Raw genomic sequence first — 20,928 nt, forward strand, 5'->3', positions numbered from 1 at the left:
ATAAAAAAATGCCCCGGGGTACACCCGGGGCAGAAGGAAAGCCCGACCGAAGGGGATTACAGGCCGTAAATCTCGCCGTACTTGGCGCTCAGATAGCGCAGGTAGGGCTCGGGGGTGATCGGCGAACCCGTCACGCGCTGCACCAGCTCTTGCGGCTCGAACTTCGCCCCGTGCTGGTGAATCTTCTCGCGCAGCCAGGCCAGCAGATCTGCAAATTCCCCGCGGGCAATCTGCGCTTCCACGTCGGGAAGATCGCGTTGGATGGTTTCCCACAACTGCGCCGAGACCAGGTTGCCCAGCGCATAGGTGGGGAAATACCCAATCAACCCTGCCGACCAGTGCACATCTTGCAGCACCCCCAGGCGATCGTTGGGCGGAACGATGCCCAAGTAGTCCTGCATGCGACTGTTCCACGCCTCGGGCAGATCTTGAACGTCCAGGCTGCCTTCAGCGAGAGCGATCTCCAGTTCCAGGCGCAACATGATGTGCAGGTTGTAGGTGGCTTCGTCGGCTTCAACGCGGATAAAGGACGGCTTGACTTTGTTGATCGCCTTGTAAAACGCCTCCAGGCTCACATTGCCCAACTGGCGTGGGAAGAGCGCTTGTAAGCGCGGGTAAGCGTAGCGCCAGAAAGGCTTTGACCGCCCGACCAGGTTCTCCCACATTCGTGATTGCGACTCGTGCACCGCCATCGAAGCACCATCGGCAAGGATGGTGCGGCGCAGGTTGCGTCCGATACCCTGATGGTAGAGAGCGTGCCCGCATTCGTGCATGGTGCTGAAGAGCCCTGAGACCAGGTTGCGGGGGTGAATGCGGGTGGTAATGCGCACATCGCCCAGGCCGAAGGCGGTTGTGAAAGGATGCGCCGAACGATCCTGTCGCCCGGCTTTCCAGTCATAGCCGAAGCGGGTGATCACCTCCACGCCGAAATCCCATTGCTTCTTCTCGCTGTAGCGCAAGAAAAGAAAACCATCTTCTACCGGTGGGCGTGTGGCGATCTGACGCACCAAGTCAACTTGATGCGGGCGCAAGGCGTTGAAAATCGCCTGCACCTCGGCGGTCTTCATCCCCGGCTCAAAATCATCCAGCAACGGGTCATAAACGTGATCATAGGGCGCGAAGCACTCGGCATAGGCGCGGCGCAGTTCGACGACCTTTTCCAGGTGCGGGCGGAAGTGAGCAAAGTTGGATTCGGCGCGCGCCTGCACCCAGGCTTCCTGCGCCAGGGTGGTCACCTGAGTGAATTCGGCCACCAAATCCGTGGGCACCTTGGTCTGCTTATCATAAGCACGCTTGGCTTTGTAGATCAGCCGCGCTTCGTCCGAATCAGGGGGCAGGGTTTCGGCATAGGGGAGCAGATCCTCAATCAGTTGCCCCACCTCCGGGGCAGTGGCTTTGAGGTGGATCAGGCGGGATAGAGTGGCCAGTTGCTCACTGCGTTCCTCGGCACCCGCGGGGGGCATGTAGGTCTGCTGATCCCACGAGAGCACTGCCGCGGCGGCTTGCAGGTCCACCACCTCGGCCATCAGGGTTTTGAGTCGTTGGAGTTTCTCTTCCATGCTTACCTCAGCGTGATAGATCATGGATCAAGCGACGCGCCAGCGCAGGGGCTTGCCCTCCAGGGCGGCGAGCACCTCGGTGGCAATGTCCTCGGCAGCGCGGGTTTGGGCTTCGACAGTTTGGGCGCCGATGTGCGGCGTGCAGACGACTTTGGGGTGGGTGACCAGGGCGGTTGCCCCGGGTGGTTCGGTAGCGAAGACGTCTAACCCGGCTCCGGCTACCTTGCCCGAATTGAGTGCCTGGAGCAGGGCTTCTTCGTCAATCACGCCCCCGCGCGCAGCGCAGATGATATAGACGCCGTCCTTCATCTTGGCAAAGGCTTCGGCGTTGAGCAGGTTGCGCGTGTTCTCATCCAGCGGAACGTGCAGGGTGATGATGTCGGCGCGGTGGAGCAATTCATCCAGCGAGACCGGCTCGCCCCCACGCAGGCGGATGGCCTCGGCGGGGAGTAGGGGATCATAGGCAAGAATGTCCATATCGAAGGCTTTGGCGCGGCGGGCCACCTCGGTGCCAATACGCCCGAAGCCGATCACACCGAGGGTCTTGCGCCAAAGTTCGTGTCCTTCCAGTTCTTTCTTGATCCACTGGCCGGCCTTCATGGTGGCATCGGCGCGCGGGATCTCGCGCACGACCGAAAGCATCAAACCCAGAGTGAGTTCGGCCACAGCGATGGTAGTTGCAGTCGGTGAGTTGACGACAATGACGTTGTGGGCTTTAGCAGCGTTGAGGTCAATGTTATCCACGCCCACGCCGGCGCGGCCCACGACTTTGAGGCGCGGAGCGGCATCGAAGACCGCCGCGGTGACCTTGGTGCGCCCGCGCACAATCAGCGCATCGTACTCGGCGACCACCTTGAGCAGGTCATCGGCGGAGATGCCGGCACGGTTATCCACCTGCGCGGCAGCACGCAGAATGTCCTGGCCATTCTGTTCCAGGCCATCGGTGAGCAGAATCTTCCATTCGGGCATGGCTCATCTCCTTTTGGGTGGGGGTGATTCGTGAGACGAAGTGGGGCATACGCCCCCCTGCGCTATGATTTTACCCCAAAAGGCAGGGGGAGGAAACAATTGCCCTTGAACATTAAATTAGCCAAGGTCTATTGAGGAGAAACAAAAAAAGCCTGTGGACCGCAAGAGGGCAAACCCTTTGCGATAAAGGCGGTGAAACATTAGAGTAACTCAGGAGGGACCGGAGGCGCTACTTGAGCAGGAAAGATTAGATGGAGCAAGTTGAGCAACTTATAAGCAATCTCTTCATCAAATGTATAAAAACCCTCGTAAACGCGGCCATGAGGTTTGTTGGTTTCACTGCTCTTCTCCTCTGCAAGTAAAGTCATGCTGAGTCCTGGTCCATAGGCAACCAAAAACCAATAATTCACCAACGCGCTGTTTGATGTATCCATAAAATAAATGTTGGGCCAGGACGGGAGTTGAGTATCCGGTACAGCATAAAGCCATAATCCTGTCACTCTGGTGGCAATCCGTTCATAACGTAGGGATTGATCCTCTATGCGAGAGAGATACTGAAAGGAAACGTGAAGTTCGGCGGGGCGCACAGCCTGAACTGCAGCATCCTCTATCATGTGACTGATGTGAATCATAGTATTGACCGAGAAAATATAACGAAATTGCCGGGTTTGCAAATCTTCTTCAGAGACCTGTGAGAGCAGGGTCTCGGCTTGTGGAGAGAATGTAGGTAAAGCGCGCTGGAAGAATTGGATAAACAGGGCAACTGGATCTCGGGTAAGCATCAAACACCTCGGTTTGAATAGGATGATAAAAAAGTATAGCCGGAGATTGTTTTGGGCAAGAGGGAACGTATAAGGTGCAGGAATATATATGGCGTTACCACCATCCTCAATCACCCGATCAAGCAAATTGATCGGGACTACTTCAGCGAGGATTAGCTTTTAGAGCGGTCGGGCTTTTGGTTTTGACAAACCTTATACAATCTCTATTCAAGCCCGTACCTGGGATTACAATAAAACCAGGCAATTCTGCCTCATCTCTCGGCTCGCGAAAGGTCTTCTAAATGAATCGGGATCGTTTACGCCAGTGGCTCACCGTTTTGCTTGTTCTAATCACTATCGTCATCAATGGGCTGGCCAATGCCCTGCCCTTCAACAACCTCACCACGGGTGAAATTTCCGACCGCTTCCAGGTCTATTTTGTCCCCGCGGGTTACGTCTTTTCCATTTGGGGGTTGATCTACCTCGGTCTGATCGCCTTTGCCGTCTTTCAGGCCCTACCTGCCCAGCGCGAAAATCCGCGCTTGCGGGCTATCTTCCCCTGGTTTGTCCTGGCCAGCCTCGCCAACATCACCTGGCTCTTTTTGTGGCATTATGAGCAGTTTGTGTTCACCCTGCCAGCCATGCTGACCCTGCTGATCAGTCTGATTTTCATCTATCTGCGGCTGGGCATCGGGCGTAGCACTGTCTCAGCCGCCGAACGCTGGGTGACCCACGCCCCCTTTAGCCTCTACCTGGGCTGGATCAGCGTTGCCACCATCGCCAACGTCACCGATGTCCTCTACTATTTGGGCTGGAACGGCGGCGGTTTGGCCCCCGAGGTCTGGGCGGTAATCATGCTGGGGGTGGTTGTCGCGCTGGCGGCACTCATGGCCTGGGCCCGCCGCGACGTGATCTACCTGCTGGTGTTCGTCTGGGCGCTGGCCGGGATCGCGGTCAAGCAAAGCGCTACACCGCTGGTCGCGGGTGCCGCAGCGGCCGGTGCAGGTGCAGTCGGCGTGCTGGCAGTGTTCAGCCTGGTGAGATCGCGGCGCGGGACGGTCAAGACAGCACTCTCAGGGTGAGGTGCTGACCATCCCCAGGGCAAAGGTTGCATCGGTATAGGTGAAAATAACGGTATAGAAGCGCGTCGGCGGCGCGGGGGCAAACTAAAGATCCCACGTGCCGTCACCGCGATTTTGAGCAACTAATTCCCATGTCTGGTTGGTGCAGAAGCGTGCCCAATTGGTGTGATTATCCCCGGCGAGCAAGATTTGACCCACCTCACGATGAGGATCTACACCGCGCACCACCAGGTGATAGGCTTCAACCTGACCCAGACCATCCCGCCCCGGACAACCTCGTCCAACCCCGAAAAAGCCATCGGCACCGCGAAAACGAACACCCAAACGTTGAGATGTGGCTGGCGCCCAATAAGATGTGGTCGGTGGCGTGTTTGTCGGCAATCCCGGCGGTGTGACTGGAGGCATGGAGGTCGGCCCCACTCCTGCGATGGACGCCTCGGTTGGCGACCGGGAATGACGTTCCACGGAAACCTCAAACCAGCGCAGGTGCAACACCGGGTTGGGTGAAAGAAGGGTGACCAGACAGGCCCCCAAACACAGACCGGTCAGCGCAATACCGCCCAGGGCGATTACCATCAGCAGATAAACGTTGAGACGGGGACGCGATTCCATAGGTACCTCATGAGCACTTGGTGGAGGGCTACGGGGACATCAAGCGCTGGAAAACCGCTTGCGCCCAATCCCAGAGGGCTTTTTGGGTGGTGGCATCGGCAACAAGCGCACCGCGTCCGTTGAACGCCAACTGAAAGGCAAAACCATCGGCATAGGGCTGCTCAAAGGCCTGACTTAAGGGTTGCAATCCATCCACCCACCCGTAGAGCGTTTCCAGTTCCTTGGCCGTCAAGCGCTGGCGTGTGATCAGCGTTGGAGCAGACTGGGAATTGCGGCAGTCGTAGACCTCGGCCCAGCCCGATTCGTAGACGCGCAGGATCTGGCATAGGCCAGCAATGCCCCCACTGCGCTGCCACGAAAGCACCAGCCCCAGCCCACCTTCAAACTCTACATTTTGCGCCGCCGCGACCTGCGCCGCCACCCAAGCCGCCAAACTGCGCTGCTCGGCAGGGGTGGCTTTCTGCGATCCTTTACCGGCCAGGCTGACCCACCCCAGCGCCGTCTCGGCCTCAAACGGGGCGTAGGTTTGCACAAACTGGCTCAATTCGGCAGCCTGCTCGGGCGACTTAAAGGCCCAACGCTGCGCTGCCGCCCCACACGCCCCGTAGGTCAGCCCCTGCAGGTTAACCTCAGCGCTCAGGCAAGCGCTCTCACTCTGCCGTTGCCAGCGCACCAGGGGCTGAGCGCTGCCATGGGGTAGGGACTCGACCAGGCGGATCGCGCTGCCGTTCTGGTTGGTATGCAGGGTGTAACGGGTGCCTTGCACCTCTAGGGTGATTCGGTAGCCCGGCGTGAGCACCTGGGCACACATTTCATCCGGGCGGGCGGCGCCTAAGCAAGCATCCGGCCAGGTCACCTCTTCGGCGCCCACCACCGTGATCGCCAGCGGGTCGGATAGACCAAGGTGCTCAGCCAGGTAGCGCCGTGCGGCTTCCACCGCCGGCACATTAGCGGGAGAGGGGGGGACTCGCAAGTCTTCGGCACGCACGTTATCACCTTCCAAATTGGTGCGGTAGGTAACGGTTTGTCCTTTAGCCTCCAAGACCACACGGAAACCCTCTACCATCATCTCGGCGCAGGCCTCATCGGGTGCGGGTAAGCCCAGGCAAGTATCCGGCCACTGGGCCGACTCAATATGCAGGATAGAAACGGCCTCGGTGGAAGGCCCCAGGCGTGCGGCCAAATCGGCCTGGGCCGCCGCGGCGGCACGTAGCGCGGTCGGTGCCAGTGGCGTCGCGGCGCTGGTCGGCGTGGCCAAGCCGTTGGGCAAGGGAGTTTTGACATCCGGGGTAGGGGTCAGCGCTAAGGGTTGGCAAGCCGATAGTCCCAGGAGTAGCACCCCTAATCCCAGACTCAGCCATTTGGTCAACGACATTTTCCTCTCCTCTCTGTGTTCATGATTTGATAGATAAGGCTATGATTTGGACGTCCGCTGCCGCAAAGAAGTTCCCCCCTCAGGTCAGCGCAAGAAGAGGATACCCACAAAACCGGCCGCCACCAACACCAGTGGTGCCGGCACGTTGAGCAGGTAAGCGATCAGGCTACCACCGGCAATGGCGATAGATACCCAGTTAATCGAGGCCGTGGCTTCCCCCTGGAAGACTTTCCACGCCACCAGCACCATCAGCACAGCCACCGCTGGCGCTAATCCACGCACAAAGCCACCCACCCAGGCTTCACCGCTTAGCCAGCGCAAGGCCGAAGCCACCGCCAACATCAGCAGGGTGGGCGGCAAGATCGAACCGACTAGAGCCACCAGCGCGCCAGGCAAGCCACCCACACTGTAACCGACAAACATGGCCAGTTGCAGCGCATCACTGCCGGGCAGGACGCTGGAGAAGCCCACCGCCTCCACAAACTGCGCCTCGGTCATCAATTTACCTTCGACCGCCTCTTTATACAGCAACCCCACCGAGGCCGGCCCGGAAGTAGTCAACAGGTTGACCTTGAGAAACATCCAGAAAAGCGGCCAGAGGTTATTCACGGCACCGTCCTTTCTACGGTTATCTACAGGTGACATAAAACGGGGAGAACAACAAAATTTAACCGGTGATGTGCCCGGAATGCGCCGTCTAATGTAAAATTATAAAAGAGGACGGCAAATGGGCAAATCTGAAATGACCCCCGGCCAGGAAGAGCGCCTGCGGGTGCTGGAGCTGGTCTCCCAGGGGAAGATCAGCGCAGAGGAAGGTGCGCGCCTGATCGAGGCGCTGGAGCGCGGTGAGACGACACCACCACCGACAGCCGAGCCACAAACCCCGACTTTACGACCGGCCGGCCCGCGCTGGCTGCGAGTGCGCATCACCGATCTGCACAGCGAGCGCACGCTGGTTAACATGCGGCTGCCGGTCTCGGTGCTGGAAGCCGGGCTCCGCCTTGGTGCCCGCCTGGGTCCCTCCCTGACGGCCGACCAGCAGGCACACATCTTACGCGCCGTGCGCGCCGGCTACTCCGGCCTGATCCTGGATGTGCGCCATGAGGAAGCGGGTGAGCGGGTGGAAATCCTGCTCGAATGATCAAGCCCCGGGCGCAATCTCCACTGCTTCGACCGTGACCTCGGGGAAAAACTGCCTGACCGTACCCTCAACCCATCCCTTGAGCGTCACCGGCGAAAGGGGGCAGCCCAGACACGCTCCACCCAGGCGCACCTGCACCACGTTGCCATCGAATGCCACAAAGTCCACCGATCCGCCGTGATAGGTCTCGATATACGCGCTGAGTTGCTCGATCAGCGCTCGAATCTGCTCTTCGGTACTAAACTGGGGTGCTTGATCGCCCATTCTTAATCCTCCGCAGACACTCGCCCTTAAGATCCATCCCACGTCCAATCATATTTAACACGTCACCGCGTAAATTGTCCAGCCGTTGGTGAATCAAACCGGCTAAACGCTCCATCAGGATCGCACCGGTATCGGGAAAGTACTCACACAGGTGCTGGAGTTGTTCACCACGGATGCGCAGTACCTGGCTTTCCTGGACGGCAACTGCCGATGAGGTATAGGTAGAGCGCCCCAATGCCGCCGACCAACCGAAGACCCCACCCGGCAGAATGTGCGCGACCACCAGAGCCGGGCCATCGTACGGTTTATAGTGAATGGTGACCTCACCACGGAAGAGGATATAGAAGAACTCTGCCCGCGTGCCCTGAGCAAAGATCTCGGTCTCTGCCGCGTAGGTGTGCTCTTCCATCAGCGTGAGCAAATGGTCCACCTGCTCGGCGCTGAAACCCTGAAAAAGAGGAAACGTCAACAGTTCCGCTCTGGACATTGACTTTATGTTAAAACAAAGCCCTGCCGGGGTTGAAGTGGCAAATGTCATCTTCTACAGGATGAAACTTCACCCCTCAGCAGGGAAAGGCGTCACCACCGCCTGATGTCCTGGCCGCCCCGACGCGGAAGCGGGTTTTATCCCAACGCCTGATGCAAAGCCTGCAGGGCTTGCGCGGCGGTTTCTGCAGCGGCCAGTTGCTCCAACAGGCCGGGGGATTGCAGCAGTTCAACCACTTGCTGGATGAGTTCGACCTGCTTCTCGCGTTCCTTGATCGCCAGCAGGATGATCACGCGCACATCCAGGCTCACCGAACCATCCGTGCCCATCTGGCCGAAGCGAACCGGGGTTTTCAGCGTGCCAATGGCGACCGCGGTTTGACGCACGTGCTCCGGATCGGCATGGGGTAGGGCGCTGGCCAAGGGCCGGGTGGGCAAGCCGGTGGGGAAGACCTGCTCGCGTTCCCAAACATCCCGCGCAAATTCGGGCTCCACGTGCCCGGTCTGTACCAATGCCGCAACCAGGCGCTCCAGCGCCTCGCGCGCATCCTGGGCTTCCAGGTTCAAGACCAGGTGTTCGGGGCGTAACAGATCCTTAAGCCGATGCTGCATGAGATGAAACCTCGGCGATAGCGTCGCGCAAGCGTTGCAGGTTATCCGATACGGCGTTGTCCTTGAAAAGCGCCCGCCCGATCACCAGGGTATGGGCGCCAGCGGTCACCACTTGGTGCAGATTCTGGGCATTAATCCCGCCATCCACCACCCATTCCACATCCTCCAGACCGGGTTGGTGTTTGCCCTGGCGCACCTTTGCTACCACGTCCGGCAAGAAGGGACAGTCGGGCCCCTCGGGCTCGCTGGTCAAGATGAGAATAAAATCCAAGTAGGGGCGGAGATAGGCCAGATCCGGCAGGGGGGTAGCCGGGTTGAGCGCAATGCCGGCCCGGGCGCCGGCTTCGACGATCTGGCGCAAGGTACGCCGTGGGTACGGACAGGCTTCATAATGCACGGATATGCGGTTAGCGCCCATGCGCACCAGGTCGGGGATCAGCCATTCGGGGTTGACCATCATCAGGTGCACGTCGAAGGGCAGCGGCGTCAGGGGGCGCAGGTCGGCGATGAGTTTGGTGCCCAGGGTCATCACCGGGACAAATACTCCATCTTCGATATCGAAGTGAAGGTAGTCCACCCCGGCAGCGGTGAGGGCGTGCACCACTTCTCCCAATCGGTCTAAAGGCGCTGCGGCCAGGGAAGCCGAAATCTTGATTGGCGTCATGCCGGTCGGATCATCCTCACTTTGTTCATGATGGCTTTGACCCGTTCTACATCCACCGCATTCCAGGTGTAACCGTCTACTTTGAATGCCGAGCCAATGACCGCTCCATCCGCAACCGCCAATTGCTCGGCCACGTTCTCCAGGTTGACACCCGTGTTGGCAAAGACCGGTGTGTTGGGCACGGCCTCTTTGACGATTTTCAGGGTCTGGGTGGAAACTCCGCTTCCCGCGGTCAGGCCAGAGACGCACAACGCATCAGGTCGGGTGTTGAATACGGTCGAACGGGCGATATCGGCGATGTGGCGCTGGCCGAGGTACGCTGCCGATTCGGGCACGATGTTGAAGAAGAGACGCACGTGCTGGGCGCCGATGCGGTGCTGATGACGGATCACCGCCCCGGGATTGGTGTTCCACAGCCCGAAATCCGAGCCATAGACGCCGGTGAACACCTCGCGCACAAACTGCGCCCCCGTTGCCACGGCCAGATCCAGCGAAGCCCGTGCATCCCACAAGACATTGACGCCGAAGGGAACGTGCACGTGGGGTTTAAGTTGGGCAATCACCGCCGCCATGCACGCCACGGTTACCGCCTCCACCTGGGTCAAATAGGGCAGGCTGAATTCATTGGAGAACAAGATGGCATCCACACCCCCCGTTTGTAAAGCCTGCACATCAGCCAGGGCACATTCATAAACCCAGTCGAGGCCTTTGGCGGGATCGTACTGGGGATCGCCGGGCAGGGCACGCAGGTGGCACATGCCGATAATCGGCTTGGAAACGCCGAAGAGTTCTCTAATCCATGATTCCATGCGTCGCCTCCTCAATCCAGGGTTTGTGATGATGCGAGCATTATGCTTCCCTTCTCGATTCGGTCACCCCCGTGAAAGATCCAGGGCAGGTGAGAATTTGGTCGCCACGGCGGTAAGCAAGCGGATGGCATGCGCAATATCCGCTTCGTGGCACATCTGGGCCGCGGAATGGGTATACCGTTGGGGGATCGAGAGCCCCGCAATGACATAACCTCGCTCGCCCAGGTAGAGTTGAAAGGCAGGATCGGTAATGACGCCCACGATGACCTCGCGCTGGGTGGGAATGCCCAATTCCTGCGCCACGTTTTCGATAAACCGGCGCAGTTTGGGGGATGAGAACAGCCCGCCCAGGGTTCCCCGCCCGTGAAAATCCATCATCTTGACCGCCGGCCCCTGGCGCATGGCGACCGGATGAAGTGGGTTTTCGGCCGGCGTATCTACCGCTACGGTGATATCCACCGAGATAATCGCGTCGGGTCGGGTGGCATTAACCACCGGGAGCGAGCCGCGAATGCTGAATTCCTCTAAGACGGTAAAGGCAAAGATCAGGGTGCAAGGTGGGCGCTGAGCCTGAAAATGCTTGAGCAATTCCAGCAAAACAAACACCCCCACCCGGTTATCCAACGCTTTAGCGCAGACCATGCCATCGCCAAAGCGGTTGAAGTTGGGCGCGTAGGTCACCGTATCGCCGACGCGGATGCCCAGGGCTTCCACCGCCGCGCGGCTGGACACCCCCACATCAATGAACATCTCGTGCACCGAAGGCACACGGTATTTTTCGTCCGCACCGGTCACGTGGTGCGATTTGGCCCCGATATAGCCAGGGATACGGCGCCCGTCTTCCGTCTTGATCTCCACCCGCTGTCCCAGAAGCGATTTTTCGGGCATGCCCCCGATGCGCTCAATGAGCAGAAAACCCTCGGCAGTAATGTTGCGCACGATCAGTCCCAGTTCATCCAGGTGGGCTTGGAGCATCAGGCGGTAATCGGGATAGGTCGTCCCGCGCAGGATGCCGACGACGTTACCGAGGCGATCCACCCACCACTCATCCACCCAGGGACGAATGGTATCGCGGACAAAAGCGACAATCTCGTCCTCGTGCCCGGAAACAGCGTGAAACGCGCACAACGTCTCCAATAAAGGCCAGTCATAATGATCCATACCAAGTTACCTCGAAGGGTGTGTGGGGAAGGGCAGGCATCGCCCTTCCCCACCGATGATAGACTATCTCCCAAAGATCAGGCGGGTGATGGTGGTTAGCACCCAGGCAATCCAGTTGCCGCCAGAAAGACCGGTGATCTGCACCGCGCCCTGGGGGATGGCGTACCCAATATCACGGGCGATCTGGGTCAGCAGGGGCGCAAAGGCGCTGGAGATATAGAGCACCATGGTCATGATCAAAATGCCGTAGAGCACCGAGCGGAAGAAGTTCCCCCGCGTCAGCGGCGGCACCATACACACGAAGAACGCCGTTGCGGCCAGGTCAGCGGCGGGCAGAGTGGTGTTGCCGGGTAGGATGGCGGCCAACAGCAGGGTGATCGGGATCAACAGGATACCGGTGGCAATGGTGATGGGGTGCCCGATCAGGATGGCCGAATCCAGACCGACGTAGAACTCTCGCCCGGCGAAGCGCTTCTGCATGAAGGTGCGCGCAGCTTCGGAGACCGGGGTCAGCCCTTCCATGAAAATGGCGATGATACGCGGGATCAGCAGCATCACGGCCGCCATTTGCACCGCCAGCATCAAGACCTTACCCAACACCTCGTTGAAGGTCATTCCGGCCGGATTTATGCCGTAAGCCAGGATGCCGAACAGCAAGCCCAGAATCGCCCCCATAATGATCGGCTGGCCAAAAATGCCCAGGCGTTTCTGCAGGGTCTCGGAGTCCCAATAGACATCGCGCAAGCCGGGGATCTTCTCCACGATCCAGTTGAAGATTTTGATGATTGGCACCGAGGTAATCGCCCAACCCTGGGGAATAGAGATGCCCGGAAGTTTAAAGAAGCCTTGCACGTCCTTAGCCACCCAGTCGGCGATCAATAGGGCTACCGCGGCGTGGATGGCGGCGGCAATTAACCCCAGCAATAGATTGCCCCCGCTGACCAGGTAAACCAGCGAACCGGTGAAGGCATAGTGCCAGTAGTTCCACATGTCCACGTTGAGCGTCTTGGTCCAATTGAGCAGGAGCATGATCAGGTTGACCCCCAGGGCGACGATAAAGACCAAGGAGCCGACCGCAGTACCAAAGGCGATGGCTGCCGCCACGCCCCACCCCACATCCAGCGAGTTCAGTTGCAACCCGGTGGACTTAACCAGGGCATCAGTGGCCGGACCCAACGCCTGGAATAAAAGGTTGATTACCAGGCCCAGGCCGATGAAGCCCACCCCGACCGTGAGCGAGGAGATGAACGCCCGGCTGAGTTTTTGCCCCAAGATGAGGCTCAGAATGAAGATAACAATCGGCAGCATGACCGGCGAACCCAGGCCGGTTAGAAAATCGAAAATTGATTTGATCGCTTCCATCTTTCGTTACTCCTTTCTTCCTCCCGCTTTTGTCACATCGGATGAAACAATGGGAATTAGGATTTTTGTCGTAGAATTTGTTCGATCTTATCCACCACCTCCTTTACGCCAAATCCAGTTAAGAAAGGAATGCCATCCACCACCGGGATGTCCACATCGAAAGGCACCTGAGCGGTTGCCACAATCACATCGGCATTCAGGGTCATACCGGGCAGATCTTGAACGCGGCATTGCACGGTTTGCACCTCCAGACCGCGTTCAGCCAACAATTCCTTGATCTTAAGGGCTACATGGGTTGAGGTTGCGATGGCCGTACCACAGGCCACTAGGATGGTATAGGTTTTGGGTGCGGTCATCATGGGTTACGCTCCGCCGAAAAGATCACGAAAGGTTAGTTCAAACATCCAGATGTCGTATTCGTAGGCATCGTCAAAAGGTGGGGGAACGACGGCCAAGAGGCGGAATTTTTTGCTGGCCAGTTGTGCTTCAAAGCGGGTGGGCACGTTCCCTGGGTTGCCAAACTGAGAGTGGACGATCACAGTTTCGGCGTTCTCGGCATCTTTGAGCCATTCGAGCAACGCCTCGGTCTCCGCTGTGATCGAGCCGGGTTCGCAGATCCCCACAATAAACGTATCCCCGCTTTGCGCCAGCACATCTACGGTGAAAGTATGCTCATTCAAGCGCACCCGAGGCAGGATAAAGACCTGCTCGGCGCCCTGGTTAAAAAGCGCCCGCGCAACATAGAAGCGGAAAATATGACGTAAATGAGCGTCCTCATGGGCGGGTTTGAGGATATCACTGCGGAACGCCATGTAGGTTTTGGTGTGCTCGGGAAGAACCCGCATGGGTTCATGGGTGGGATCAAGGGTGAGGTTCATCATGGCTCTCCGTTCAGAGAGCGGGGGTGGTGTGGGCGATAATGACCTTAATACCCGCTTGCTGTAGGGCTTCGACAATCTCGGGGGAGACTTTGTCGTCGGTGATGAGGCAATCTATGGCCGTGAGGGGGGCAATGGAGGCAAACGCGGTGACACCGAATTTGCTGCTATCGGCGACCACGATTTTCTCGCGCGCCGTGCGCAGGAGGACTTTTTTGATTTGGGTGTCTTCAAAGTTATATTCGGTCAACCCATCGTCGAGGCTAATCCCGCCGACGCCGATAAAGGCTTTATCCACATGCAATTCGTTATAAATCCGTTCGGCGATAGCCCCGATCATCGAGAGTTCACGCGGGCGCACGATCCCGCCGGTCAAGATCAGGCGTGCATCCACCTCCAGCGAGAGATGATTGACCACGGCATTGGCAATTTGCAGGCACGAGGTCACGATGGTGAGATTGCGTTTGGTTTTTAGGTGAGGCACAATTTCCAGCGTGGTGCTGCCCACATCCAGGGCAATGCTGTCGCCATCGTAAATGAGATCAGCAGCGGCGCGTCCTATGGCTTGCTTGGCGGCGTGATTCTTGGTAACGCGGGTACTGAAGGGGGGTTCGTAACTACGCCCCAGGTTGGCAACGGCACCACCGTGCACACGGCGCACCAAGCCCTGCCGATCCAGTTCATTCAGGTCGCGGCGGGCGGTCATCTCGGAGACGTTGAAGAGGCTAGCGATCTCGGCAATCGAGATGCTGCCCTTTTCCAACACCATCTCCACGATTTTGGCCTGGCGCTCTGCCGTATTCACCGCTCACTCCGCTTTTTGTTTGAATTTGTTTATATGATACAAATTATTTGTTCGAATGTCAATCGGTTTAACACCCCAATTTTCCCCCTTGACACAGGAGTTTTCTGGATGTAAAATAACTACAAACAAGTCTGTATTGCAAACTGGTATGTGAGGATTTATGACTTCTCCTCAACCCCCATTGAATGAGTGGTTGCGCCGTCCCCAGCGCTACTGGTACGCCGATGGCCTGACCGAGATGGCCGTGGGCGGTATCTTCCTGCTGGTAGCCCTGACCAACCTGGCGGCCTGGCTATTGCCGCCCGGGCCATGGCAAAATCTGACCCTGCCCATCTTACAGGCCTTGGTGATCATCGGCGGCGTCCAGGGCGCCCGTGCCCTGGTGCGCTATCTCAAAGAACGCATCACCTACCCCCGCACCGGTTGGGTGACCTACCGCCAACCCAGTTCCAGCCGCCGCTGGCTGTTAGCCGGCCTGACTTTTATCTTAGCCGCCAGTCTGGCCTTTTTGATGGTCGCACTGGGCAAGACGGTCGGCCAGCGGTGGCTGCCGTTGGTCAGTGGGTTTTTGATTGCATTTGCCACCGCTTCTGGCTGGCGTCTGCGCCTGGCGCGCTTGCTCATCCTCGCTCTTTACACCCTGGGCGTGGGAGTCGGCCTGACTCTACTGGCACCCCCTGATCCGCTCGATGCCGTTCTGTTTTTCAGCCTGGTGGGATTGGGTTGGTTGACCTCAGGTGGCTGGGCGCTCTGGACCTATCTGCGCCACACCCATCCATTAGATGAAGATAAGGCGGAGCACGCATGAGCGCAACGCCCCGCTGGCAAGACTTGGATCGCCTGATCCATGAACCAGCGCGTTTGATGATCGTCACCCTGCTCTACGCGGTGGAAGAGGCCGATTTTCTTTACCTCTTACACGAAACCGGCCTGACCAAAGGTAACCTTTCCACCCATCTCAGCAAACTGGAAGAAGCCGGCTATGTGCGCATTACCAAGACATTCCGCGGCAAGATTCCGCGCACCCTGGTTGCGCTCACCCCAGAAGGGCGCCAGGCCTTTGAAACCTATCGCCAGCGCCTCAGCCATCTGATCCACCCCCCGATCCAAGGAGACCCCTGATGTTGGATTATGCCATTCGTACCGAACACTTGACTCGCACCTTTGGTTCCCTGCGCGCTGTGGATGATCTCACCTTAGAGGTCCCGCGCGGGATCATCTTTGGTTTTCTCGGCCCCAACGGCGCCGGGAAGACCACCACCATCCGTCTTTTGCTGGGCTTACTGCCACCCAGTGCCGGCACGGCCTGCGTCCTGGGGTACGATGTGATCACTCAAGCCGATGCCATCCGTGCCCGCTGTGGGGCCCTGTTAGAACATCCCGGTCTCTACGAACGCCTAAGTGCTGAAGACAATCTGGAATTCTTTGCCCGCGTAGCGCGTCTGCCCCGCGGTGAACGCCAGGCACGCATTCGCCAACTGCTCACCGACCTGGGCTTGTGGGAACGCCGCCGTGAGACGGTCGCGACCTGGAGCCGCGGGATGAAGCAGAAACTGGCGATTGCCCGCGCCCTGCTCCACCGCCCGGATTTACTGTTCCTGGATGAACCCACGGCCGGGTTAGATGCCGTATCGGCGGCGGCACTGCGCGAAGACCTGGCCAACCTGGCGCGTCAGGAAGGGATCACCATTTTTCTTACCACCCACAACCTCAGCGAAGCAGAAAAACTCTGCCAGCAGGTCGCCGTGATTCGCTCTGGACGCCTGCTGGCGGTCGGCAGTCCGCACGAGCTCCAGAAACGCCGCGGCGAGCAGGTGCGCCTGGTGGTGGATGGGCTTTCAGAGGCTGTGCTGGATGGCTTGCGCCTTTCCTTTGGGGTTGAAGTTATCCATGCCTCCCCTGATAATGGGGACCTGGTGCTCAACCTGGGCGCGCAGACATCAGTCGCCCCGCTGGTCACCTACCTGGTGCAGCACGGGGTAGCCGTGGAAGAGGTTCAGCGCGAACGCGCCAGTTTAGAAGAGGTCTTTTTGAGTCTGGTTCAGGAGAACAACCATGTGGCATGATTTACAAACCATGATTTGGAAAGAATGGAAGGAACTTTTTACCTCTCGGAGTACCGGGCGGGGCACCCTACTCTCCACGCTGATCATTCTCTTCGTCCTGGGGGTGTTCATGCCTTTACAAGTGGGTGAGGAGTGGTTTACCCAACCGCTCACCGTGGTGGTATGGGCCTGGATGCCCATTTTCCTCACGCTAGGGATGGTCACCGATTCCTTCGCCGGTGAACGCGAGCGCCACACACTGGAAACCCTACTGGCGACCCGCCTGCCCGATCTTGCCATTCTGTTGGGGAAGATTTTGTCCGCCGTGCTTTATGGCTGGGGGATAGCCATACTCAGTCTGCTGCTGGCGGCGTTGACCCTCAACCTCAGCTTGAAAGGCGGTCCGTACTTCTATGCGCCTGAATTTTTCGCCGCGGCATTGGGGTTCAGCCTGCTCAGTACGGTGCTGTTCGCGGCGCTCGGAGTGCTATCGTCACTGCGCGCGGCAACAGCCCGCCAGGCTTACCAGCGCTTGAGCCTGATCCTGTTGGGGCTTTACTTCCTGCCGTTTATGATCCAGTTTCTCCCCACCGACCTGCGGGCGCGCATTCTTGAAGCCCTGATGGGCCTGGATTGGCGGGGAATGATGCTGGCGCTGGGCGGGGTGTTGGTGGTGCTGGATGTGGGGGTATTGGGGGTGTGCGTCCGGCGCTTCCAGCGCTCGCGCCTGCTGTTGGATTAGGTGCAGCCCAGGTCCACACGTTCGCCCAGACCTTTTTGGGAGATGCTTAAAAAGGGGAACTCGCCTTCGTCATCTGCAGCACTGCGTTAGTTCCACATTGAACCATGATCCCAATTTTATGGGTATTCACGGGTGGTTATGCCCCTCGGGGTGGGGAGGTTTTCCCCGGCCGCTTTGGGCGCGTCTTGCACCTGCATTGACACACCGCCCAGAATCGGTATAATAAAGGATGCTGGACGAAGTGTTACGGCTCACTAGCTCAACAGGTAGAGCAGCTGACTCTTAATCAGCGGGTTCGGGGTTCGAGTCCCCGGTGAGTCACCTCATAATTTGAACCTTATCAACCCGCAAGTTCTAAACCCGTCAAGACGCCGGTTGACGGGCTTTGTTTTCAAACCGGGAGATGCCAGGGGTATCAAGTACCCCTGGCAAGTCCCGTCAAAGGCCGCAGATTCCTGAAATCTCAAATGGTTGCTCTTCCCACTCTAATCCCCCTTTCCGAAGCCGCCCGCAAGTATGGGCTGGACGAGGCTCGCTTGCGTGACTTGGTGGAGAAGGGTAAAATCCGAGCAGGAATATTCCCCGGTTCGGATGAGGTGCTCGTGAGCGAGGATGAGGTGAGAAGCGAAGCCATCCAGGAAAAAGGTCTCCGCAAAGAGGATTTGCCGGAGTATCAGAAGCACGCAGAAAAGCGTGGAAGGCCTATTTGGATTAGCGAGGCGGCGAGGAGATATGGTATTCCACACCAAACAATTATTCGGTGGGTTAAGTGTGGTTATATAAAACAATTGGGTGTAGATAGAAACAAAGTTCTCATAGACGAGGCAGATATTGCTTATTGTTCTGAAATATACAAAAAACGCGGAAGACAAGGAAGAGTGTTATTCAACCCTGATGGAACACCCTACAAACCAAAAACAGGTCCATTAGCCATGTAGCGGCAGAAAGCCGCTTTTTTTTATTTTTAATCTGCACAAGTATTGACACTTGTGCAGAATTTATGTTATACTCCTCATAGCACCTTTCCAAACCACCTGCTAACTGCCCCGACAAATACAACGCCCCGCCGGGCGTTGTGCGCCCGACAGGGCGCTCCGTGAGCCGTGTGGGTGCACGCTCACGGTCGAGGCAAGCAAACCAACTGCTCACCTCATCTGCGATTGTAGCATGAGATGACAGCCCTCTGCAAGCCTCTCACAAGGAATGTGATTTGCAGAGGGCTTTGTGTTTCCCGTGCGGTGTTGGCTCAAAGCCTTTCAGGCGGCAGGTGCGTGAGGGCGGGTTCAAGTCCCGCCCGCCTGAATTCCGTTTTTGCCACGCTAACGTCGGCCGTGTAGGGAGGCGGGAGCGGGGCTGAGTCATCAGCACCTGGCGGGGCAAGGGACGGGGAGCCCTTGTCTGACGGAGCGGCAGGTGAGACCGGCGGAAGCCTGCCGGGGGACGTGACAGCCGGGAGAGACCGGCACATTCAGCACCTTACCAGTTGAGCATGATCCATCTCCAATCCAACCGCCGAAGGTGGGCAGGAGGCTCCCCGATCCTGCGGTGGGTGCAAGTCCCACCCGGTTGGACTGCCAAACCTGTCGGGGTCGTTGCCCCAACAACGGGCAGGTGCAGCCCGGCGCACCCTGGCCAGCGCCGGGAAACAGGCAGGGTGACAGCCCGGAGAGACGGGCATGCAGAGGGGTTGGGGCTGAATCGGCCCAGCGAAGGCGAGGCAGACCCTCAAAGAGCCGGACGTGCGCGAGGGCAACCCCTCTGCCACTTCACCACGCGGGAGTAGCTCAACGGAAGAGCGGCGGCGTCATGAGCCGCAGGGTGAGGGTTCGAATCCCTCTTCCCGTTCTGGGAGTGAGCAACCATGAAAATCAGAATGCCGCTGGAAGAAGCCGAACGAATTGCGCTGAAATACGCCGAAATGCTTGCGCCAAAATGCGAGAGGGTCGAGATCGCCGGGAGTATTCGGCGGCGCAAGGCAGAGGTGGGAGACATTGAGATGGTGGCAAAGCCGCTGCCTGCGTTTGACCTGTTTGGCTCTCCGAATGGCTATCACGATCTTTCCATACCGTTACCAGCGGTCAAGGACGGGCAACGATACAAGCAGTACACCCTGCCCGAAGGAATACATCTTGACCTGTTCATCGTTTTACCCCCGGCACAATGGGGAGTAATCTTTGCTCTGCGCACCGGCGGAGCAGAGTTCTCTCGTAAACTGGTCACGGCGAAACGATACGGCGGTTACCTGCCGTCTGCTTACGTGGTGAGAGACGGCGCGGTTCATCGTGTTGATACCGGGGAGATCATCCCTACCCCCGAAGAAATTGATTTTTTCAATCTCTGTGAACTGGGCTGGATCAAGCCCGAAGAGAGGAATTGAACATGCTCGAATCCGTGAGGTGAGAGATGAGAGAGACCTTTTTCGATCTGAAAGCCAAAGTGTTTCAAATCAAGCTCGGTCATTTCCTTCTTGTTATCTGGAAAACTGATTCCCGCTGGCGTTTTGCGATCTACATCGGCCACCGCCGGTTTGCCCATTAGAGGTGAGAAAGGAGGCGTGATTTGAGGCGAGCCATTATCTTGACCCTCGTTCTAGTTCTTCTGGTCATCCAATCCTTGACGGCAATCGCGCAGTCCTCGGCGCCGGGAGCAACAGCGACGATGGAGGCGATTCGGGCGACCGAAGCGGCACGGTCGGCTCTGGGGATGGAAAAGGAATTGCCGGCAAATGATTTCACCCCGTTGGTGACATTCCTCATGGGGTTGGTGATGGCAGGGGTGGTGATGGCTCTGATGAGATCCGAAATTGTATCTGTGTTTTATCGAGGAAAACGTCCAGGATCACCAGCAGATCATCCGATTTCCACTGAAGGTGAGGCTGAGCGTCAAGAAGAGCCATTGGAACTTCATAGAGGTAAATTCCATAAGAGCTTTCTTGAGGAGCGATGACCGGTTTAGGTTCAAGGGGAAAGCCATCGCAGTCTTGCTGGGCTGGAACGACGAGTTTTTGTGGTTTGTACTTTGTTTCTATCATATCGTAAAGGGCAATATTCCATCCTAGGAGGTGCTTAGAGTGATTGGTGATTTGTGGGAGCAATTCAAGGAACAGATAACCGGTAGCCCATGGGCGCTCACCAAGGCAATGATCCAGAACACGGGCCCGCAAAACCGCGAATTCCACCCCTTTAGCCGATGCTTTCTCAGGGTATAAGCCATGAGCTTGAGATAAGATGTAGGCCTGAAACGGCGGGGTGGGAGAGGGGCTAAAGGTAATGCGTGCAGAAGAAGTGATAGAAGCAAGCAATGAATTGAATCCCATGCCAATTAGAAAGGAAGTGACGGTGAGAACAAGCAAAAATCGTCCTTTCATTGGGGCAGATTCCTTTGTGTGTATTGGGATCAGATCAACGTGATTCTATCCTCTCTTCTAAGACCCAATGCTATCACTAAATGAGAAAAGCGAAAGCCATTTTGCTAAAAGTCAATTGTGCTTTTTGTTAGTAATCTTTGAAAAAGCCATTCACAAATTTCAAGGAGTGAACCATGCTTGAAGTTCAACTGATCGGCAATCTAGGTCAAGACCCTGAAGCCCGCTACACGGCAG

At 57.7% G+C, this 20,928-nt stretch carries 26 protein-coding genes and 2 tRNA genes; 11 read left to right on the top strand and 17 right to left on the bottom strand.

Features of this window, described 5'->3' with window-relative positions:
* Nucleotides 1-56 precede the first annotated feature (56 nt).
* From QYE77_RS08140 to QYE77_RS08150, 3 genes are all read right to left on the bottom strand, one after another.
* Nucleotides 57-1,559 carry a carboxypeptidase M32 gene (locus QYE77_RS08140; RefSeq protein ID WP_315624880.1) on the bottom strand — a complete coding sequence of 501 codons (1,503 nt, stop codon included), beginning with the start codon at nucleotides 1,557-1,559 and terminating at the stop codon, nucleotides 57-59.
* A gap of 27 nt (nucleotides 1,560-1,586) precedes the next feature.
* The gene (locus QYE77_RS08145) at nucleotides 1,587-2,528 is read right to left on the bottom strand and encodes a hydroxyacid dehydrogenase (RefSeq protein ID WP_315624881.1); all 942 of its coding nucleotides are present in this window, start codon (nucleotides 2,526-2,528) and stop codon (nucleotides 1,587-1,589) included.
* 200 nt (nucleotides 2,529-2,728) lie between these two features.
* On the bottom strand, nucleotides 2,729-3,310 hold the full coding sequence (locus tag QYE77_RS08150; protein ID WP_315624882.1) for a DICT sensory domain-containing protein: 582 nt from the start codon (nucleotides 3,308-3,310) through the stop codon (nucleotides 2,729-2,731).
* Between the two features lie 281 nt (nucleotides 3,311-3,591).
* On the opposite strand from QYE77_RS08150, the gene QYE77_RS08155 reads away from it, so the two are divergent.
* Nucleotides 3,592-4,371 (top strand): hypothetical protein, encoded by a 780-nt coding sequence (locus QYE77_RS08155; protein WP_315624883.1) that lies wholly within the window; start codon nucleotides 3,592-3,594, stop codon nucleotides 4,369-4,371.
* Nucleotides 4,372-4,455: 84 nt separating this feature from the next.
* Here QYE77_RS08155 and QYE77_RS08160 read toward each other — a convergent pair whose 3' ends face one another.
* The 3 genes from QYE77_RS08160 to QYE77_RS08170 form a co-directional block, all read right to left on the bottom strand.
* Nucleotides 4,456-4,983: a hypothetical protein gene (locus tag QYE77_RS08160; RefSeq protein WP_315624884.1), complete on the bottom strand. Its 528-nt coding sequence runs from the start codon at nucleotides 4,981-4,983 to the stop codon at nucleotides 4,456-4,458.
* A 28-nt stretch (nucleotides 4,984-5,011) separates the two neighbouring features.
* Nucleotides 5,012-6,358, bottom strand: a complete 1,347-nt coding sequence (locus QYE77_RS08165; RefSeq protein ID WP_315624885.1) for a hypothetical protein — start codon at nucleotides 6,356-6,358, stop codon at nucleotides 5,012-5,014.
* Between the two features lie 84 nt (nucleotides 6,359-6,442).
* The gene (locus tag QYE77_RS08170) at nucleotides 6,443-6,967 is read right to left on the bottom strand and encodes a chromate transporter (protein WP_315624886.1); all 525 of its coding nucleotides are present in this window, start codon (nucleotides 6,965-6,967) and stop codon (nucleotides 6,443-6,445) included.
* Between the two features lie 118 nt (nucleotides 6,968-7,085).
* Here QYE77_RS08170 and QYE77_RS08175 point away from each other — a divergent pair, with 118 nt between their 5' ends.
* Nucleotides 7,086-7,499, top strand: coding sequence for an SHOCT-like domain-containing protein (locus tag QYE77_RS08175; protein WP_315624887.1), 414 nt, complete (start codon nucleotides 7,086-7,088; stop codon nucleotides 7,497-7,499).
* Here the strand turns inward: QYE77_RS08175 and QYE77_RS08180 are convergent, their stop codons facing one another.
* The 10 genes from QYE77_RS08180 to QYE77_RS08225 form a co-directional block, all read right to left on the bottom strand.
* Nucleotides 7,500-7,763 carry a NifU family protein gene (locus QYE77_RS08180; RefSeq protein WP_315624888.1) on the bottom strand — a complete coding sequence of 88 codons (264 nt, stop codon included), beginning with the start codon at nucleotides 7,761-7,763 and terminating at the stop codon, nucleotides 7,500-7,502.
* Entirely contained in the window at nucleotides 7,738-8,250 is a 513-nt protein-coding gene (locus QYE77_RS08185; protein ID WP_315624889.1) for a cyclic nucleotide-binding domain-containing protein, read from the bottom strand. The genes QYE77_RS08180 and QYE77_RS08185 overlap by 26 nt, the downstream gene beginning before the upstream one ends.
* 137 nt (nucleotides 8,251-8,387) lie before the next feature.
* Nucleotides 8,388-8,861: a PTS sugar transporter subunit IIA gene (locus tag QYE77_RS08190; protein WP_315624890.1), complete on the bottom strand. Its 474-nt coding sequence runs from the start codon at nucleotides 8,859-8,861 to the stop codon at nucleotides 8,388-8,390.
* Complete coding sequence (locus QYE77_RS08195; protein WP_315624891.1) at nucleotides 8,845-9,525, bottom strand: ribulose-phosphate 3-epimerase; 681 nt, start codon at nucleotides 9,523-9,525, stop codon at nucleotides 8,845-8,847. Before QYE77_RS08195 ends, QYE77_RS08190 begins: the two co-directional genes overlap by 17 nt.
* Nucleotides 9,522-10,334, bottom strand: a complete 813-nt coding sequence (locus QYE77_RS08200) for a BtpA/SgcQ family protein (protein ID WP_315624892.1) — start codon at nucleotides 10,332-10,334, stop codon at nucleotides 9,522-9,524. The genes QYE77_RS08195 and QYE77_RS08200 overlap by 4 nt, the downstream gene beginning before the upstream one ends.
* A gap of 63 nt (nucleotides 10,335-10,397) precedes the next feature.
* Nucleotides 10,398-11,495 (bottom strand): M42 family metallopeptidase, encoded by a 1,098-nt coding sequence (locus tag QYE77_RS08205; protein ID WP_315624893.1) that lies wholly within the window; start codon nucleotides 11,493-11,495, stop codon nucleotides 10,398-10,400.
* Between the two features lie 63 nt (nucleotides 11,496-11,558).
* Nucleotides 11,559-12,857, bottom strand: a complete 1,299-nt coding sequence (locus tag QYE77_RS08210) for a PTS galactitol transporter subunit IIC (protein WP_315624894.1) — start codon at nucleotides 12,855-12,857, stop codon at nucleotides 11,559-11,561.
* A 56-nt stretch (nucleotides 12,858-12,913) separates the two neighbouring features.
* Nucleotides 12,914-13,216, bottom strand: coding sequence for a PTS sugar transporter subunit IIB (locus QYE77_RS08215; protein ID WP_315624895.1), 303 nt, complete (start codon nucleotides 13,214-13,216; stop codon nucleotides 12,914-12,916).
* A gap of 3 nt (nucleotides 13,217-13,219) precedes the next feature.
* Nucleotides 13,220-13,738 carry a hypothetical protein gene (locus QYE77_RS08220; RefSeq protein WP_315624896.1) on the bottom strand — a complete coding sequence of 173 codons (519 nt, stop codon included), beginning with the start codon at nucleotides 13,736-13,738 and terminating at the stop codon, nucleotides 13,220-13,222.
* A 10-nt stretch (nucleotides 13,739-13,748) separates the two neighbouring features.
* Nucleotides 13,749-14,540, bottom strand: a complete 792-nt coding sequence (locus tag QYE77_RS08225; RefSeq protein WP_315624897.1) for a DeoR/GlpR family DNA-binding transcription regulator — start codon at nucleotides 14,538-14,540, stop codon at nucleotides 13,749-13,751.
* Between the two features lie 160 nt (nucleotides 14,541-14,700).
* Here QYE77_RS08225 and QYE77_RS08230 point away from each other — a divergent pair, with 160 nt between their 5' ends.
* The 9 genes from QYE77_RS08230 (at nucleotide 14,701) to QYE77_RS08270 (ending at nucleotide 19,865) form a co-directional block, all read left to right on the top strand.
* On the top strand, nucleotides 14,701-15,348 hold the full coding sequence (locus QYE77_RS08230) for a hypothetical protein (protein ID WP_315624898.1): 648 nt from the start codon (nucleotides 14,701-14,703) through the stop codon (nucleotides 15,346-15,348).
* Complete coding sequence (locus tag QYE77_RS08235) at nucleotides 15,345-15,662, top strand: winged helix-turn-helix domain-containing protein (RefSeq protein ID WP_315624899.1); 318 nt, start codon at nucleotides 15,345-15,347, stop codon at nucleotides 15,660-15,662. The genes QYE77_RS08230 and QYE77_RS08235 overlap by 4 nt, the downstream gene beginning before the upstream one ends.
* Entirely contained in the window at nucleotides 15,662-16,606 is a 945-nt protein-coding gene (locus QYE77_RS08240; RefSeq protein ID WP_315624900.1) for an ABC transporter ATP-binding protein, read from the top strand. The genes QYE77_RS08235 and QYE77_RS08240 overlap by 1 nt, the downstream gene beginning before the upstream one ends.
* Complete coding sequence (locus QYE77_RS08245) at nucleotides 16,596-17,327, top strand: ABC transporter permease (protein WP_315624901.1); 732 nt, start codon at nucleotides 16,596-16,598, stop codon at nucleotides 17,325-17,327. Before QYE77_RS08240 ends, QYE77_RS08245 begins: the two co-directional genes overlap by 11 nt.
* Before the next feature lie 248 nt (nucleotides 17,328-17,575).
* Nucleotides 17,576-17,648: transfer RNA gene (locus tag QYE77_RS08250), tRNA-Lys, on the top strand.
* 215 nt (nucleotides 17,649-17,863) lie between these two features.
* Nucleotides 17,864-18,265: a MerR family transcriptional regulator gene (locus tag QYE77_RS08255; RefSeq protein ID WP_315624902.1), complete on the top strand. Its 402-nt coding sequence runs from the start codon at nucleotides 17,864-17,866 to the stop codon at nucleotides 18,263-18,265.
* 835 nt (nucleotides 18,266-19,100) lie between these two features.
* Nucleotides 19,101-19,172 (top strand) — tRNA-Met (locus QYE77_RS08260).
* Between the two features lie 16 nt (nucleotides 19,173-19,188).
* On the top strand, nucleotides 19,189-19,704 hold the full coding sequence (locus tag QYE77_RS08265) for a nucleotidyltransferase family protein (RefSeq protein ID WP_315624903.1): 516 nt from the start codon (nucleotides 19,189-19,191) through the stop codon (nucleotides 19,702-19,704).
* A gap of 26 nt (nucleotides 19,705-19,730) precedes the next feature.
* The gene (locus QYE77_RS08270; RefSeq protein ID WP_315624904.1) at nucleotides 19,731-19,865 is read left to right on the top strand and encodes a hypothetical protein; all 135 of its coding nucleotides are present in this window, start codon (nucleotides 19,731-19,733) and stop codon (nucleotides 19,863-19,865) included.
* Between the two features lie 214 nt (nucleotides 19,866-20,079).
* On the opposite strand, the gene QYE77_RS08275 is transcribed toward QYE77_RS08270, so the two are convergent.
* Nucleotides 20,080-20,694: a hypothetical protein gene (locus QYE77_RS08275; RefSeq protein ID WP_315624905.1), complete on the bottom strand. Its 615-nt coding sequence runs from the start codon at nucleotides 20,692-20,694 to the stop codon at nucleotides 20,080-20,082.
* Between the last annotated feature and the right edge of the window lie 234 nt (nucleotides 20,695-20,928).

The sequence above is a fragment of the Thermanaerothrix solaris genome (assembly GCF_032334255.1).
Lineage (GTDB): Bacteria > Chloroflexota > Anaerolineae > Anaerolineales > Anaerolineaceae > Thermanaerothrix > Thermanaerothrix solaris.

Excerpts from the sequence above, each read along its gene's own strand:
- QYE77_RS08140 (WP_315624880.1), bottom strand. The coding sequence starts at position 1,559 with ATGGAAGAGAAACTCCAACGACTCAAAACCCTGATGGCCGAGGTGGTG.
- QYE77_RS08145 (WP_315624881.1), bottom strand. The coding sequence starts at position 2,528 with ATGCCCGAATGGAAGATTCTGCTCACCGATGGCCTGGAACAGAATGGC.
- QYE77_RS08150 (WP_315624882.1), bottom strand. The coding sequence starts at position 3,310 with ATGCTTACCCGAGATCCAGTTGCCCTGTTTATCCAATTCTTCCAGCGC.
- QYE77_RS08155 (WP_315624883.1), top strand. The coding sequence starts at position 3,592 with ATGAATCGGGATCGTTTACGCCAGTGGCTCACCGTTTTGCTTGTTCTA.
- QYE77_RS08160 (WP_315624884.1), bottom strand. The coding sequence starts at position 4,983 with ATGGAATCGCGTCCCCGTCTCAACGTTTATCTGCTGATGGTAATCGCC.
- QYE77_RS08165 (WP_315624885.1), bottom strand. The coding sequence starts at position 6,358 with ATGTCGTTGACCAAATGGCTGAGTCTGGGATTAGGGGTGCTACTCCTG.
- QYE77_RS08175 (WP_315624887.1), top strand. The coding sequence starts at position 7,086 with ATGGGCAAATCTGAAATGACCCCCGGCCAGGAAGAGCGCCTGCGGGTG.
- QYE77_RS08180 (WP_315624888.1), bottom strand. The coding sequence starts at position 7,763 with ATGGGCGATCAAGCACCCCAGTTTAGTACCGAAGAGCAGATTCGAGCG.
- QYE77_RS08185 (WP_315624889.1), bottom strand. The coding sequence starts at position 8,250 with ATGTCCAGAGCGGAACTGTTGACGTTTCCTCTTTTTCAGGGTTTCAGC.
- QYE77_RS08190 (WP_315624890.1), bottom strand. The coding sequence starts at position 8,861 with ATGCAGCATCGGCTTAAGGATCTGTTACGCCCCGAACACCTGGTCTTG.
- QYE77_RS08195 (WP_315624891.1), bottom strand. The coding sequence starts at position 9,525 with ATGACGCCAATCAAGATTTCGGCTTCCCTGGCCGCAGCGCCTTTAGAC.
- QYE77_RS08200 (WP_315624892.1), bottom strand. The coding sequence starts at position 10,334 with ATGGAATCATGGATTAGAGAACTCTTCGGCGTTTCCAAGCCGATTATC.
- QYE77_RS08205 (WP_315624893.1), bottom strand. The coding sequence starts at position 11,495 with ATGGATCATTATGACTGGCCTTTATTGGAGACGTTGTGCGCGTTTCAC.
- QYE77_RS08210 (WP_315624894.1), bottom strand. The coding sequence starts at position 12,857 with ATGGAAGCGATCAAATCAATTTTCGATTTTCTAACCGGCCTGGGTTCG.
- QYE77_RS08215 (WP_315624895.1), bottom strand. The coding sequence starts at position 13,216 with ATGATGACCGCACCCAAAACCTATACCATCCTAGTGGCCTGTGGTACG.
- QYE77_RS08220 (WP_315624896.1), bottom strand. The coding sequence starts at position 13,738 with ATGATGAACCTCACCCTTGATCCCACCCATGAACCCATGCGGGTTCTT.
- QYE77_RS08230 (WP_315624898.1), top strand. The coding sequence starts at position 14,701 with ATGACTTCTCCTCAACCCCCATTGAATGAGTGGTTGCGCCGTCCCCAG.
- QYE77_RS08235 (WP_315624899.1), top strand. The coding sequence starts at position 15,345 with ATGAGCGCAACGCCCCGCTGGCAAGACTTGGATCGCCTGATCCATGAA.
- QYE77_RS08240 (WP_315624900.1), top strand. The coding sequence starts at position 15,662 with ATGTTGGATTATGCCATTCGTACCGAACACTTGACTCGCACCTTTGGT.
- QYE77_RS08245 (WP_315624901.1), top strand. The coding sequence starts at position 16,596 with ATGTGGCATGATTTACAAACCATGATTTGGAAAGAATGGAAGGAACTT.
- QYE77_RS08265 (WP_315624903.1), top strand. The coding sequence starts at position 19,189 with ATGAAAATCAGAATGCCGCTGGAAGAAGCCGAACGAATTGCGCTGAAA.
- QYE77_RS08270 (WP_315624904.1), top strand. The coding sequence starts at position 19,731 with ATGAGAGAGACCTTTTTCGATCTGAAAGCCAAAGTGTTTCAAATCAAG.
- QYE77_RS08275 (WP_315624905.1), bottom strand. The coding sequence starts at position 20,694 with ATGAAAGGACGATTTTTGCTTGTTCTCACCGTCACTTCCTTTCTAATT.